Source organism: Priestia sp. 40, assembly GCF_049368575.1.
GTDB classification, from domain to species: Bacteria; Bacillota; Bacilli; order Bacillales; family Bacillaceae_H; genus Priestia; species Priestia zanthoxyli.
In genome coordinates, this window is sequence record NZ_JBMPZA010000008.1 from 49,784 (window position 1) to 64,963 (window position 15,180).

Annotated in this window: 17 protein-coding genes; 1 reads left to right on the plus strand and 16 read right to left on the minus strand. The window is 38.8% G+C overall.

All coding sequences use genetic code 11. From position 1 onward, the window contains the following. Positions 1-61: 61 nt before the first annotated feature. From ACO1DI_RS12015 to ACO1DI_RS12075, 13 genes are all read right to left on the minus strand, one after another. Positions 62-730: a pentapeptide repeat-containing protein gene (locus ACO1DI_RS12015; protein ID WP_339997707.1), complete on the minus strand. Its 669-nt coding sequence runs from the start codon at positions 728-730 to the stop codon at positions 62-64. 19 nt (positions 731-749) lie between these two features. Continuing rightward, a complete protein-coding gene (locus ACO1DI_RS12020; protein ID WP_423145283.1) occupies positions 750-1,529 on the minus strand; it encodes a hypothetical protein in 780 nt (259 codons plus the stop codon). Between the two features lie 369 nt (positions 1,530-1,898). Continuing rightward, positions 1,899-2,453, minus strand: coding sequence for a T6SS immunity protein Tdi1 domain-containing protein (locus ACO1DI_RS12025; protein ID WP_099000626.1), 555 nt, complete (start codon positions 2,451-2,453; stop codon positions 1,899-1,901). Positions 2,454-2,466: 13 nt separating this feature from the next. Next, complete coding sequence (locus ACO1DI_RS12030) at positions 2,467-2,622, minus strand: hypothetical protein (protein WP_209005096.1); 156 nt, start codon at positions 2,620-2,622, stop codon at positions 2,467-2,469. 530 nt (positions 2,623-3,152) lie between these two features. Beyond that, entirely contained in the window at positions 3,153-3,632 is a 480-nt protein-coding gene (locus ACO1DI_RS12035; RefSeq protein ID WP_099331075.1) for a DUF6985 domain-containing protein, read from the minus strand. A gap of 15 nt (positions 3,633-3,647) precedes the next feature. Further along, positions 3,648-5,747 carry a T7SS effector LXG polymorphic toxin gene (locus ACO1DI_RS12040; RefSeq protein ID WP_423145284.1) on the minus strand — a complete coding sequence of 700 codons (2,100 nt, stop codon included), beginning with the start codon at positions 5,745-5,747 and terminating at the stop codon, positions 3,648-3,650. An 18-nt stretch (positions 5,748-5,765) separates the two neighbouring features. Further along, the gene (locus ACO1DI_RS12045; protein WP_243556672.1) at positions 5,766-6,023 is read right to left on the minus strand and encodes a YwqI/YxiC family protein; all 258 of its coding nucleotides are present in this window, start codon (positions 6,021-6,023) and stop codon (positions 5,766-5,768) included. Then, complete coding sequence (locus ACO1DI_RS12050) at positions 6,020-6,451, minus strand: YwqH-like family protein (RefSeq protein ID WP_243556670.1); 432 nt, start codon at positions 6,449-6,451, stop codon at positions 6,020-6,022. Before ACO1DI_RS12050 ends, ACO1DI_RS12045 begins: the two co-directional genes overlap by 4 nt. Before the next feature lie 336 nt (positions 6,452-6,787). Beyond that, a complete protein-coding gene (locus ACO1DI_RS12055; protein WP_014459767.1) occupies positions 6,788-8,182 on the minus strand; it encodes an MATE family efflux transporter in 1,395 nt (464 codons plus the stop codon). Between the two features lie 154 nt (positions 8,183-8,336). Beyond that, positions 8,337-8,969 carry an HlyD family secretion protein gene (locus ACO1DI_RS12060; RefSeq protein WP_014459766.1) on the minus strand — a complete coding sequence of 211 codons (633 nt, stop codon included), beginning with the start codon at positions 8,967-8,969 and terminating at the stop codon, positions 8,337-8,339. Between the two features lie 29 nt (positions 8,970-8,998). Further along, positions 8,999-10,654 carry an MFS transporter gene (locus ACO1DI_RS12065; protein WP_226555427.1) on the minus strand — a complete coding sequence of 552 codons (1,656 nt, stop codon included), beginning with the start codon at positions 10,652-10,654 and terminating at the stop codon, positions 8,999-9,001. Between the two features lie 193 nt (positions 10,655-10,847). Continuing rightward, positions 10,848-11,285, minus strand: a complete 438-nt coding sequence (locus tag ACO1DI_RS12070; RefSeq protein ID WP_014459764.1) for a MarR family winged helix-turn-helix transcriptional regulator — start codon at positions 11,283-11,285, stop codon at positions 10,848-10,850. Positions 11,286-11,402: 117 nt separating this feature from the next. Then, positions 11,403-12,164 (minus strand): exodeoxyribonuclease III, encoded by a 762-nt coding sequence (locus tag ACO1DI_RS12075; RefSeq protein WP_098999557.1) that lies wholly within the window; start codon positions 12,162-12,164, stop codon positions 11,403-11,405. A gap of 169 nt (positions 12,165-12,333) precedes the next feature. Between ACO1DI_RS12075 and ACO1DI_RS12080 the strand changes: the two genes are divergently transcribed. Further along, positions 12,334-12,507 carry a hypothetical protein gene (locus ACO1DI_RS12080; protein ID WP_243556665.1) on the plus strand — a complete coding sequence of 58 codons (174 nt, stop codon included), beginning with the start codon at positions 12,334-12,336 and terminating at the stop codon, positions 12,505-12,507. Positions 12,508-12,636: 129 nt separating this feature from the next. Here ACO1DI_RS12080 and ACO1DI_RS12085 read toward each other — a convergent pair whose 3' ends face one another. Genes ACO1DI_RS12085 through ACO1DI_RS12095 form a run of 3 tightly spaced genes read right to left on the minus strand, consistent with a single transcriptional unit; the run spans position 12,637 to position 14,925 of the window. Continuing rightward, a complete protein-coding gene (locus tag ACO1DI_RS12085) occupies positions 12,637-13,110 on the minus strand; it encodes a heme-degrading domain-containing protein (RefSeq protein ID WP_098999556.1) in 474 nt (157 codons plus the stop codon). A gap of 13 nt (positions 13,111-13,123) precedes the next feature. Further along, positions 13,124-14,158, minus strand: a complete 1,035-nt coding sequence (locus ACO1DI_RS12090; RefSeq protein ID WP_423145285.1) for an oxidoreductase — start codon at positions 14,156-14,158, stop codon at positions 13,124-13,126. Further along, on the minus strand, positions 14,155-14,925 hold the full coding sequence (locus tag ACO1DI_RS12095) for a DeoR/GlpR family DNA-binding transcription regulator (protein ID WP_423145286.1): 771 nt from the start codon (positions 14,923-14,925) through the stop codon (positions 14,155-14,157). Before ACO1DI_RS12095 ends, ACO1DI_RS12090 begins: the two co-directional genes overlap by 4 nt. Positions 14,926-15,180 lie beyond the last annotated feature (255 nt).

Sequence of the window (15,180 nt, forward strand, 5' to 3'; positions counted from 1 at the left end):
CTGTGACAAATCATACATTAAAACGTAGGTGCCAATTTTACATACAATTTAAAATCAACTTCTATATCATTTTCAACACTTGTTCTTTCACATTTTCGTCAAACTTAGCTCCTTCTACATTTGCTCCTGTCCAAACTGCATTGTCGAGTTTAGCACCGGTAAAATCCGCTTCTGTGAAATTAGCATTTCTAGCATCTACCGCTGATAAATTTACATTTTCCAAATGCGCTTTTTCAAATTTACTATTTGTCAGATTGGCACCGCTGAAATCCGTTCCCGTACAGTCGGCCTGTTCCGCATCAATTCCTGACAAATTTGCATGGCGAAATGTAGCATGATTTAAAATTGTTCCAACTAATTCTCCATGTGAAAAATCAACTTCATCAAAACGAGTTTCAAAGCAACTACTTATATTTATCTTTGCATATTTCATATTTGCTTTAGAAAAATCCGCTTCGCCAAACATACAGTCTGCCATGTTAATTTCCTCTAAATTACAACTTCTGAAATCAGCTAACTCAAAATCGCAGTCATGAAACGCTGCTCTCATTAGTGAAGAGGCTCTCAACACAACACGTTTTGCCATAATACGCCTTGCCATTACTTCTGACAGGTCTGAAAAACTAAGGTCTAAATCATTCATATCTACCTGATCTATAACCTCATCATTATATTGAGATCTATTTACTATTTCCATAATCCTTATTCGATCATTACTTTTCTCATCCATAATTACAAATTCCTTTCCTTTAATTTTCTAGATACTTCTTCCAAGCAACATTGGGCGAATACGTGACAAACATTCGACTTTCATGAAAACTTAGCACAGCTATTACTTGAGCTGGTTCTAAGTGTTTCATTACATGTAACCAACGATCTAGCCATGTATCACTATCAGCTTCTAATGGATTTTGTAAAAGATCCATACAAACTCCGCCCCATTCTAATTCCGATACGACAGCGGGAGTATTTAGTAAGAATTCTTTATCAAACATTTCCAAAACCTGACCACTAAAATATGTTCTAGCTCCTACCCCCAAAGGACCGTTAGGAAGAAATCTAACCGGTATAGGTAGAGATGAAATATTCATCCATTTTTGTAAGCGTTCACGTTCAGTATTCCAAGGATTAGGTACTGGCCAACAAATTTGAGCTACTCCAAAACAAGGTTTTGCAACTTCTGCGATTTGATCAGATAGCACAAAAAAATCTGACCAAAATTTTTGAGGAATAGATTTTTGAAATTCAAATTTCAGAAATGAACCATAGTTCAAGTTAACTTCAAAGCGTCCTCTATAGTGCACAGATTTATCACGATACAGATGAACTTCAGATACTCTACGCTCTGAAATCACTTTTTCTAGAATTTCCCGACGATTATATTCTACCTTTACTGTTTCAGAGTTACCCCAATGGGTAGGAGCAAATTTTTCATTTGACTCAAACACATCCAAAAGACGACCTAGTATCTCTTCCTGATTAATAGATACTGTAGGATACATTGCAATCGTAAAATAATTAGGTTTCATTTATATCCTCCTTCCATACTAGATATAATATCAGCCTTCAATTCACTGAATAAATCTTTAAATTCTTTCATACTACTTTTACTTCTTTAACAATAATAAAATGCTGTAAGGCCATGCTTACCATTAATAATGTTTTTAACTATAAATTTCTTTGTTTGCATATTACTCTCAGTATAAATGTTTTTAACATCAACACCTGTTTTTTTGAAATATTTTTTTCAAAATTCAACCTCATTTCTCTTTAACTTTCTGATGTTTTTCACATTCACATCGGATAATTTAAAAACAAAAAATTGTTCACAAAAAAACACTTGTTGCCTAAAAGGCAGTCAAGTGCTTATAGTTCATTTTGTAATATAGCTTTGAACATTACTGAACTGGTCCCATGAATTCAGTAATAATAAGAATATGTTCCTTCAATTTGACTTTTTTTAGATTCTCTACTTTTTCTGCTCCACCAAGCCCTAATAATGGAGTATAACCAAAACACTCATCATAAGCTGGCAACTCATAGTGGTCTACTGCTTCAGTATAAGGTGACCATTCTAATGATCTCTGTCTAAATGGTTCTTCCTCTAAAAATCTAATAAATAAAGAATATTTTGAAGCTAGCACTTTCGTTTTAGCCTTACGATAGTTAACCATCACTACATAAGACTCATTATTTTCATCCATCTCAAATAATATAATATCACCCATGGATGTAGCAAAAATTGGAATGGTCCCTTCATTTCTTAAATATGTGTCAGTTATCAACTCCCTAAAATCATCAGGGTTAATTACTTTTAAATAACCATTCAGAAGAGTTCCATATCCATATGTTTTCCACGCTTCAATCAATTCTTTTGGAAGATACTCTTTATATTTATTGATTGTTTCTTCTTCTACTGTTCCAATTTGCCGAAAATCATTGTATATATTCAATTCCTACTCCTCCCTAGTGTGTAAGCTTTACATTTAAATACGTGTTTTTTAGTTGTTCAGGCGCCATATCTTTAGCCATCTCTTCTATCCCTTCATCTCTAACAATATGTATCAAGTTCAAGCCTTTTTCCTTACAGTATACTTTGATTTCGTCTTTTTGATATTTCAACTTACCTGTCCTTAAGTTGAGAATTGTGTATACCCAACAACGTTTAATTTTTCAGCCCCCCATTACGAAATTAAAATTTATGTAACGCTTTTTTAACGAATAGCGAGTATTATACGGCCGTATCTAGTAAAAATACAACTCATAATTTATTAAGCCAAAGCAGAGTTCGAACATCCTTTTACTTTATCCATTGTTTATCGCCTAATTATTATATTATTTTCACAAACCAAGTATTAAAACATAATGCCTTGATGGTACAACCATCATAAGCTATTGATTTTCATTAGCATTTTTTATGTAGTCCAAAGCATAAATTTCTCACAAAAAACAAAAAGCACTTGTTGCCTAAAGTAGACAATCAAGTGCTTTAAATTCTACTGTAACCCTTTTAAAAAGTTCATAATATCATCTTTTTTTAGCGAAGTATTACTATCCTTTAAATAATTAATGAACTCTTTAACCACTACCTTATTTATTAGTTTTATCTCATAAAAACCGTTGGGTCCATTCGGCACTGGGTAGTCCCCAAATTATAAAACAATATCTTGAAAACCAACCTCGACTATTTCTTCATCCTCAAATTTTACCGCAAGACCATGCTCAGGTTCCCACGTGCATTCAAGTAACAAACCAACTTGTCTTACATCTTCATCAAAGACCATAGGAAATATCAGTTGCTTAGGTTCAACAATAGTAGCTATCTCGTCCTTTGTGGATATGACAGGAGCCATCTTATCAGCGAATTTCTCACCGAGTCGCTGTCTGTAATCTTCGTAAACTTCTAAATAATAGTTCAATATAGCATCCTCAGCCAAGTTCAAAAGACGTTCTTTGTCATTAAAAAATTTATGATAAGCATTGACCTGTGCATCTTCAAATTCTGCATCATCTTCTGCTTCAATATTTAATATTACAGTCTTTTCATGTCCAAACAAAGTAATGTTATTATTCCTCTTCCAACCATAGTTGTAGGCTAATTCTCCAAACGTTTCATGTTTAATTGTCTCCATTGATTCCACCCTCTATTATAGTTTTTTTTCGGCTTTACCTGCCTCGGAAACTCCACCTAAATGACCAAACTTACTATTTATTACAGAAGGCACTAGGTCCATAGTCTTCAAATCATTATCCTCGTGCCAAGTATATTTATTTTGCTTACGCCATTTCCTTACTTCCTTAGGGGTTACCCCACATTTTTCAGCTAACCGTTCATCAGCTTTTTTAAAATTAATATCTCTATCAATAGACATGCCTTCTATCTCAACTCTTCCTTTCGAGACAGGAGAAAAATCAGGGACAGCATCTGAGTAATCAATGCCTTTCTTATCAACTTGACTTAGGATTTCATTGACTTTCTCATTCTCATGAATAAATGTAGATTCACCACGTTCTCCAGTCCATTTTCCATTATTTACTGGTGTTTGTGCAAGTCTTTCTTCATAAGTGCTGTTAAAGGTTCTAGTTGCACTCTTCTTCGAAACTTCACCCGTACCCTTAGTAACTTCTTGAACCTTCTCAACTTCTTTAACAACCGGTTTCTCCACTCTCTCCACATTCGGGTTAGCCACAAATTGTCCTGTCTCTGGATCTTGGTATCGTTTGGCCGTTGGGTTATAGAGAGCTTGCGCCATCTGCATCGTCTGTTTCTTTACATTCTGCAAGGTCTCCCTCACCGTCTGCTGGGCAAGCGCTGGACCTGCCGGCACAAGATCTGGCATGAGTCTTGGCATCTGGCTGTCTAGGATGTTGTTATACGTTTTATGTAGCGACTGAGTCCAAGAGGCCGGTGCATTTTTGACGCTTTGGTAGGCTTGCTTTGTGACGTTGGCAACGGCGCTTGTGCGAAGCGTGTTGCGCATGTTGTTGAGCTTTTCGGTTCCTTTGGTCGCAAGGCTTTGTCCCATTTTCCCCGCTGCCTTCGTAGAAAGCGCCCCAGCTCCAGCAATTCCTAATGCTTGCAGAAGACTTGCTTTACGCTGCTCTTCACTGATTTTATTCCCGAACATATCGCGTCCGGTCATGTATTCTCCTAAGCCGTTTGCAGCCACAAGACCGTAGAGGCCTTTTTCGGTTTGCTCCAGGACTTTGAAGGATTTGGCGGATTTGTAGGCGTCTAGGGCGTGATCCGCTGCGCTTAGGCCTTTAGCCGTTTTGTAGATGGCTTTTCCGCCTTTTGCGGCTCGTCCTACCCAGCCGACAACCGGAATGAAGCCGGCTGCTGCCATGGCTCCCGCTGCGACGCGCTGTGAGGTGGAAAGTTTTTCACCCGTAACAGGGTCCACGCCTTCTGCTGCTCGTTTATAATCATAATATCCGCTGACCTCTCCTGTAAAGGTAGAAACCGCGTCCCACGTTTTTTCATACCACGGCTTGTTTGCTTCTTCTTCTTGCTTTTTTTCCAGCTCGTATACTTCTTCTTGCTGCTTGTTGTAATCAACATATGAAGTGGCATAGTCGTTTAGCTTTGTTTGAACTTTATACAGCTCGCTGTCGTGATAGGCTTTTTCGTCAAAGGCAAGCTGATAGACACTTCCTCCTTGACTCGTAGCAAGCTCTAAGCCGCTTACTAGCGTATCCACTACCGCATAGAAGTCGTCCATTTCGCTGTATTCTTTTGACCATTCAGCGTCAAGCTGGTTCACTGCTTCAATTGTATCGGTGCGTTTTTTCTCTGCTTCTTCTATTTTATCGTTAAACTCACTCGTTGAAAACGCTGAAATAGAGACGATATCGTCAATACCGTTTAAAATACTCTGCAGATCGTCGTGCTGCTGCGCAACCATTTCTTTAGCATTGCTATTGGCGTTTTTTAGCTCTGTTTCTAAAAATGATTCAGTTACAATCGTGCTTCCTGATAGCTTTGCTTTTTCAGCTTTAACGTGAAGCGTTGAAAAATAGCTTTGCTGCATTTTAATTAAGTTTTCCCACTGTCCGGCCGTATCGGCGTGCTGCTTATAAAAAGATTTTATATTGTCAGCGCCTTTTCCTTCTAAGCTGCCATCTAAGTCCGCTACGCCCTGCAGCGCTTTTTTCAGTTCACCCAGCTGGCTTAGTAACTCATCGTAGGCTTTTTCCCTGTCTTTTGCTACATCAAACAGCGCTTTTGCATCGTATACCTTTCCCACAGTCATCCCCCTTTGCTGCTACGAATGGATAATAGATTCGTCTTGTTCTTTTAGTAAGTCTACATTAGATTTTGTATCTTTTACGTTTTTGTTTAGTGCTTTTATATAAGTAGAAATAAGCGTTTGAATTTCTTCTTCGCGCGCTTCCCATTTCTCTGTAGTATCAAGACTGTTTTTTCCAAGGTCAGGCATTTTGCTAATGGATAAATTCCCAATCGCTGAGCTGACTGCTTCAAGCTTTTTGATAACGTCAGCGTGATCAAGCTTAATTGTCATGAAAACAGCCCCCTTCTAATTTCACTAATCTTGTTTTCTACTGCGTCATAGGCTTCTTCACCTTTAGCTAATAAAGAATCCGCTTCTCCAATAACGGCGTTCAAGCCACTCAAAGCTCCTTTTTCAGCTTCTAGCGCCCATATCTTTGTTTCAATTTCACGAATGTATCCATCGTAATCACTGTCTAAAATGCCTTTTATGTTGTCGTAGGCTGCCGTACGTTTTTCGTCAAAATCATCCGATAACGTACCCGTCCATTTGTCTCCCAGCTCAGGCTTTTTGATGTGTTCGATTTCTTTTAATGAAACAGCTTGTTCATGCTCAATTTTACTTTTAGCCGTTCTTAGCTTAGAAATTTTCCCTTCTACATCTGAGACTCTTCCAGATACTTCACCCAGCAGTCCGTCTAATACGCTTCCTAACCCCATATCGTTCCTCCTGTTCCGCACATTTCGAGTTTAATCCAATAATTATAAGTATAAAATTTGTCTCATTATAGCTAAATAGGAAAAAACTCTCTTTTTTATGCTTCTAGTTTCATGAATTGAGATAAAAATGAAAAATAAGAGAAAAAAGACTCATGTCTAAATACGTTATCCAACCATATACCGTTATCTAAAACAAACAATAAGTAGAATAAAACCATTCCTTTGTACCCATACCCGTTTTTTCCCACAAATTAAAGCTTTTTGCGTAAAAAGACCAACTTCACTTCGTTTTTTTACACAGCAAAAAACCTCTGCACATCCTGCAGAGGTTTTGTTTTATACTTGAACCGGCGTTGGTTCTTCAGCTGTTTGTTCGTGCTGTATAAGTCCGTAGTTTTCCCATGCTCGGCTTTTCCAGCGGAAAAACATAATAACCGCGCGCGTCCATTCATCGGCTGCGATGGCAAGCCAAATGCCAGCGAGCCCCATGTCTAAATGGAAAACGAAGAAATAACCGAGCGGCAAGCTCATCATGACCATCGACATCGCACCAATTAACACCGGATATTTGGCATCTCCTGCTGCCCGCAGCGAGTTAATCAGCACAATGTTCATCGTTCTTCCCGTTTCAAGCACAATGCTCAGAAGCAGCACCGTCGCCCCAAGCTCAATGATATGCGGATTGTCTGTAAACACGCTGATCAGCTGTGTTCTGAATGTCATCACAAGAACAACCATCATCATCGTTACGGCACTGGCCCATTTGACGCTTTTCCATACGCGATGGTACGCTTCATCTTTTTCGTTTCCGCCTACTAAACGGCCGACAATAATCGCTGTACCCATTCCAATTGCAATGGCAAATAAGTAAATGAACATTGAAATATTCATCGCGTACTGTCTCGCAGCAAGTGATTCTGCTCCTAGGTAGGTTGCATAGTATAAAAAGACAATTTGACAGCCTTGATACATCACTTGTTCAAAAGCCGACGGAATACCAATTTTTAAAATTTTACCGATATATTCTTTTGAAAGCGTAATGTAGTATTGAAATTTCACTCTATATTCCATCACTTGATACAGCAGCCAAAAGAACACAATAAGGGCAACGAATCGGCTGAACGCAGATGAAATTGCTGCTCCTTGTACGCCCATTTCCGGAAAGCCGAACTTCCCGAAGATTAAAGCATAGTTTCCTGCAATATGAAAAATGTTCATTCCAAGTGAAACAAACATTGCCTGCTTCGTAAAGCCATGTACGCGAATAATCGCTGCAAGAGAGTTAATAATGGCTTGAAGAAAAATAGCTCCTCCAACGATGGATAAATAGCTTTGTGCATACATCAGCACGTCACCTTGTAAGTTCATCGCTTCCATCATATGTCTTGAAAACAAAAGAAAACCCGCGCTAATGACTAGCCCGACTCCTAAATTTAACGTAACGGCCAAAGCAGAAATCTTTGACGCTTCCATATACCGTTTTGATCCTAAATACTGAGACACAACAATTGCCGCTCCGTTACCAATGACCTCTAACACCAAAATCGCAATGTGAAGGTATTGATTGGCTGCTCCGACTCCTGATACGGCATCATCCGACAGCGCACTTAGCATAAAGGTATCAGCAATCCCCATTAACATAAAAAGAAACACTTCTAAAAAGATCGGCCACGTTAAGAAAAACAAATTCAGCTTTTCTTTTGGCCCTTTTTTTGTTTCGACCGCGGTCATCCCATCACCTTCTTTACCGATATCCAATTTCAAACAAGAAGTATCTTACCACACATTTCCTTTGTATACATCCCCTTTTTAGCACATTTTTTATTTTATTTGTTTAGGCATAAAAAAAGCCGCTCCCTTGGAGGAAGCAGCTTTTTTTCCGTTATTAAATTGAAATTTTCACTTCCGCATTCATACCTGGAAGAACTTTATCTGATGCGTCATCAATTGAAATTTTCACCGGTACTTTTTGCGTTACTTTTGTGTAGTTTCCTGTATTTTGAGCAGGAAGCATAGAAGACACTGAGTTTGTTGCGCGGCCGATTGCTTCAACATGGCCTTTAAAGACTTTACCTGAATCTCCATCCACTGTAATGTCGACGCTGTCTCCTTCTTCTAAGTCACCTAAGTCTGTTTCTTTAATGTTTGCATTGATATAGATTTTAGATAAATCAGCTGTTTGTGCTAACACATCGCCAGCTTTTACTAATTGATTTTGAGATACGTTGTTTTTAATAATTGTTCCGTCAATCATAGACGTTACGTCTGTTGATTTTTCGCCTTCTTTTAAGCTTCCAACAGAATCACCTTGAGAAACGCTATCTCCTTCTTTTACATTCCATTCGCTTAACTGACCGTTAGCTGAAGCGATGACTTGTGAAAGCGGTGCTTCTACCTGCGCTTCATCTGTTTTAACGTAATTTGCTTTTTCGTAGAAATAATATCCACCAAAGCCTACTAGTAATAAAATCACAATGATTCCAACAATGTTAGTAACCAATAAACGACTTTTACTCATCGGAATTCCTTCTTTCTATAGTTAGTATATTATACAGATGTTTCTTCTGTTTGAGGTGCCGGCAGCATTTTTCTTTCTTCTTGCGGCTCAGCTTCTTCTTGACCCTCTTCTTTTTGAACAAGAATTCTATTTTCACCGCTCCATGCTTTACTTAGTGAAGCAATGAGCATAATTACGCCTAAAATACCAAGCATGAAAAATAAGTTGTGATACGCATGTAAAATCGATGCTTTTTTAGCGCCTGCTACAACAGCCGTCACAGCCGATGTTTTTGCATCCGCTTGACTCATTCCCATACCCATATAACGTTTGATCATTTCAGACAGCTGCACCTTCACCTGAGGATCTACTGAGCTAATTTGACCTCGGAAATCTTCATAATAAATCGCGTTTTGTCGAACAACAAACCATCCAATCACAGGTGCTACAATCGCCCCTAATAAATTTCGAATGGAGTGCAGTGAAATGGAACGCATCGAAGCTTGATGTAAATCTCCGGCTAGTGCCGCTCCTAGCGCACCGGATACCAGTGCCATACTAACACCCATACCAAAGAGCATAATGTGAACATACAAGCTCACTAGTGATGTATCGGCTGATACGTTTACCCAGCTAAATCCTACAATGACAATGAGAAGTGATCCAATCGCTCCAAGATAACCTGGACCAAACTTGTCATACAAAAATGTCGTTGCAAATGCTGAAATCAGTACCCCAACAAAAAAGTATAAATAAAAATAAGAAAGCGTGGTGTACGATGCATTTTGCACATTTTGCATGACGCCATTAATACCTGCGATTGCTAAGATGTATGCCATATGACCGCCAATGGCCATAATTGTACCCGCAACTGGTTTTACGGCTAGCAGCGATTTTAATGGTACTAGCGGATTTTCAGCCGCTAAATCAACTAAGACAAAAATGACAACTAACCCTGCTGCAGCTAGTAAAAACGGCCACACTTGAATAGAAGCGAATCCTTCGTATCTTAGTTCATACAGTGGATACACTAATAAAATCATAATAAGGCTAAGAATAAAGATACTTTTCTTATCCACTGGACGGTCTTCTTGCTGAGTTGGATCATGAGCAGGCAATACCTTATATCCGATAAACAGAGAGACAAGAGAAGCAAGTATTCCTAAAACAAACACCCAGCGCCAATTATCCATGCTAAGAGATACAGCGCCTAAAAAGGCTCCAATTGCTGTTGAACCGAACAGTCCGCCGATCGCTAATACTAAAAAGAAGTTTCGGATTTTATTCGGAAACGAAATCAGCGCAGCTGGAATAATGGTTAAAAACAGCATTCCTGAGCTTAAGCCTTGAATCAGACGACCAAGGGATAAAAACGCCACATTTTCAGAAAAAACGTTGATAATCGAACCTGCTAAAAAGACTAAAACGAACGTTAAGTATGCTTTACGTACGCCATATTTTTTCGCAAGCATCGGACCAATTGGTACCCCAAGTCCAAATGCCAAGTTAGAAATAATAGATGGCAATAGTAAGCTTTGTGTACTCGCATCAAATCGATTTTGAATCAATACTTGATTGACCGTGTAAGATAAATTCAAAAAATACTGAGGGCCAATTGAAAATAGCGTTAAAATCGCCATAATTAAGTATTTAGGTACGCTTAAACCTTGTTTGTCGGAGGCTACTGCTGGATTATTCTGACTCATATTTATTCCTCCTTTTATTAAATTCTTTTCATATGACTAACAATTCCTTACATATTTTATTGTACAAGTTGTATCATGCAAGTTATAGCAGCACTACATATTATACATCTTTTAATGAAGAAATCAACTTCTTTGTTTCAACTTAAAAAGACTATTTTTCAATAGCCTTTTTGTTCATCTATATGTATTCGCTTTAACATCCATTACTGCGCCATCTTTTAAAATCAAGATTCAAGCGTGATAAACTTTTTTCCAGTGCCAAAACCTCTTCTTCCGACCAATTTTCTAACACTTCAGCATAGGCCTGTTTACGCTTGCTTTGTACATGCTGCAAAATATCTTTCCCTGCATCCGTCATTTCAATTAAACTAATCCGCCCATTTTCTGGACTCGGAAAGCGACGAACAAACTGTTTAGTCTCAAGCGCAGATACTTGCCGGCTAGCTGTAGATAAGCTCAGCTTTAAATTTTCAGCTAATGCATTAATCCCGAGCGGACTGCGCTGATCTAGCTCGCTTAACAGTAAATACTCAGAACGGTCCAAGCTTCCAAGCTTAGGACTGTGCGTCGTTGTTAGACGAACAAGCAGCGCAATTTCGTGTTCAATGGTTTGCAGCGAGTCTCGCTTCACCTCTGTCTCCCCCTTTATCTCCTAGAACATTCTGTACTTTTCAATATGTTTACTATACCGCAACCGTTCGCGTGAACCAACCTTTTTTCCGTTTTTCTTCTATTATATAGAAAGATATCATAGATGAGGTACATTTAATTCTAGCATCACAGGACAGTGATCGCTTCCCATTACATGCGGATGAATAGTAGCTTCTTGAATAACGTCTTTGATTCTCTCCGATACGATAAAATAATCAATGCGCCACCCGATATTTCGTTCTCTCACTTTGTTCATATACGACCACCACGTATAGGCTTCTTCTTGATTCGGATACAAATAACGAAATGTATCAAGAAATCCGCTAGCAAGAAGCGTCGTCATTTTTCCTCGCTCTTCTATGGTAAAACCAGAATTTCCTCGGTTTGGCTTCGGATTACGCAAGTCAATTTCTGCGTGTGCTACGTTTAAGTCTCCGCACAAAATCACCGCTTTACGGCTATTTAATTTGTTTAAGTACACGAGCAGATCGTCTTCCCATTGAAGCCTTTCTTCAAGCCTTGCTAAATCTCTTTTAGAATTTGGCGTATACACATTTACTACATAGCATTGTTCAAACTCAAGCGTGATAATACGCCCTTCGTCTTCCGATTCTTTATCTACACCGTATGAAACGGATAAAGGCTTTTGCTTTGTAAAAACAGCCGTTCCGGAATAGCCTTTTTTCACGGCGTAATTCCAATACTGATAATACCCTTCTAGCTGCAAATCAATTTGGCCTTCCTGCAGCTTCGTCTCTTGAATACAAAATACATCTGCATCCACTTCTTGAAAATAATCTAAAAAACCTTTTCGCACACACGCGCGAATGCCATTTACGTTCCACGAAATCAACTTCATAAACTGTCCACGTTCTCCTCACTTGATTTATGTATCAGTGTTTAGTGTAGACAATTTTTTGCACGAGTTCAAATAATTTAAAGAGTACCCTTCTTTTTAAGGTATTCCTGATATTTCTTCTTATTTTATTTTCTGTACCTCAAACACTAGATACAAGAGGTGAAACATAATGTCAACAAACTACACGTATGAAAATAACGAAGAAGTTTCTACTGTTTCTAAAAAAGAAGAGCACCCTACTAAAGAATGCGAAACACAGAATCAAACGGTGCTTACCAAAGAAGATTTTTCTTTAAATGATTTTTCTTTAAATGATTCTGCCATTAAGCACTTCAGCAGATAATGGCTCCGCAAAAATAGAGCTTGAGACATAGTTAAGTAGGCGCAACCTTCGTTTACCAAACCAATAAAAAGATCCGAACGATTCATCGTTCGGATCTTCCTTAAACTATTCCTACCCTAAGTTCTTTCTTTACGAAATAAAGCTGCGAATCGTATCTGCCACAAGTGCATGATCTTCTTCTTGCGACATGCCTGATACGGTAATGGTTCCAATTACGCCGACGTTTTTAACCGAAATTGGAAATGACCCTCCTACTGCTTCGAATTCCTGGGGATTCGCTGCGTAAAACTGCGCGTAAGAACGATCTTTTAACTCGCAGTACAGCTTCATATAGTACGAGCTGTGATGGTGACGAAGAACGGTGTTTGATTTTCGTTTAATCCATTCTTCATGATCGGGAATAGCCCCTTCCATCGCATGTTGAAAGAGAGTTTGACCATTTCGTTTAATACTTACGGTTACTGCCTTACCTTTGCTTTTCGCTTCATTAATAATGGCCGTTCCGATCTGTAAAGCCTGGTCATTTGTAAATTGATGAAAGATCAGTTCTTTTTCCTGTTGAACTACTTTTTCAAGAAGCGTCTCTGCCGAATGATTACTCACTGTTTCTCGCTCCTTAGTTAAAATAAACCGCTTGTTTTTCTTTGCTGCTTTCAAATGCCGCTTCAATGACTTTAACCACGTCACGAGCTTCTTCTGCTGAAACCGGAAGCTCTTCTCCTCGAAGCAGGCTGTCGGCAATTTTTTGATAATACGTCACATAAGAACCGTGCAGCGTTTCAATTTCTGTTGTTTCTCCTTCCCCTGTTGTCAGCTTACCGTAGTGTTCAGGGCTGTCGGCTCCCCACGTATCATCCACAGGCTTCTTGCCGGCTCTTAGCATATCTTCCTGGCCGTCAATTCCGTATTTGATATAGCTTGCTTTTGTTCCGTGAACTTGAAAGCGAGGCCCGTTGCTTGGCACAATAGCGCTTGAATGTAAAATAACGCGAAGAGAACCGTATCCAAGCACTACGTGGAAGTAATCATCCGTACGTGCATGATCTCGCTGACCAAATACATCTGCTTGAACAAATTCAGGCATTCCAAAAAGGTGTAAAGCCTGGTCAATTAAATGAGATCCTAAATCATAAAGCGCTCCTGATCCAGGTCCTTCATTCTCTCTCCAACGGTCTCGAACAGCTGGACGATAGCGATCAAAATGAGCTTCATACATTTTAACGTCGCCTAATTTCCCTTCTTCAATCAGCTGTTTCACTGTCAAATAATCATTATCCCATCTACGGTTATGATAGACGCTTAGTTGAACACCTTGTTCTTTTGCTAATTGAATTAATTCATTTGCTTCTTTTTCTGATACGACCATCGGCTTTTCAACAATTACATGCTTGCCTGCACGTAGTGCGTCTTTCACCATTTCATAGTGCATGCCGCTAGGCGTTGTAATAATAACTAAATCAATGCTGTCATCTTCTAGAAGTTCAGATAAAGTACTCACTACTTCAACGTCTTCTAAGTCACTCGTCACCTTTTCAGGATTTGAACTCATTACCTTTGAAATATGAAATTCGTCTAACACGCTTAAAAGCGGCGTGTGAAAGACCGTTGCTGAAAATCCGTATCCTACTAATCCTACCTTTATTTTCTTCATTTCGTTTCCTCTCCTTTATCAAAATCTGTGACGATAATCCGCACTTGATTTTGTTCTATTTTTTCTTTTACATCCGCTTCTGGGTCTTTATTTGTAATTAAGATATCAATGTCGCTCATATCACAAACTCGATGTAAAAATTCACGTTCAAACTTCGTATGATCCGCAAGCATAATCACTTGTCTTGCACATTGAATCATCTGTCTTTTTAAAAACGCTTCTTCTTCACTTGGAGACGTAATACCATCTGCACCAACGCCGCACGTACCTAAAAACAGCTGATCTACTTTGTATTCCTGCAACGTAGAAATCGTTCTTGGCCCGGTGACGTTACGGTTTTTCCCGTTAAACTTGCCCGGCAGCAAAAACGTATCACACGGGGTATATTGATCAAGCAAATCCACATTATCGATGGAATTCGTAATAACGGTTACATGCTTTACATCCATATACTTCGCCATCAGTGCGATGGTAGAAGACGTATCTAAAAGCACGTCATACCCCTCCGACATTAACAAAGCTGCTTCTTTAGCAATTTGTTCTTTCGCTTTGGTAGGCGTTCGCTCACTGTAATCGATGATATGACTTGACGATAGCGTCGCTCCGCCTTTGACTCTCATAACCTCACCGTGTTCTTCAAGCTTGACTAAATCGCGTCTCGCCGTATCTTTTGAAACGGTGAACATATCGCAAATTTCGTCTAATGTAATTGTGCGGTGTGTGTGAAGGTATTCAATAATCGCACTCATGCGCTGTTCTTGATACACCCGAATACCCTCCTTTTTTACTTTGATATGAGCTAATTGTAGCGCAAAGAAAAGTTAAAAACCAGCAAAAAAACTTAAAAAAATTAAGTTTTTTGCATTTTTAACTTAAATTATAAAAGTACACAAACGATTTCTGGAAATAACTATCTTATTTTGGATAATACTTCTTTTATATCTGATACCCTTTCACGCTTTTCACTAATCGCTTATGGTTTAGACTTCTAGCAAACGTATATGCAAAAAAAGCGGGAATCG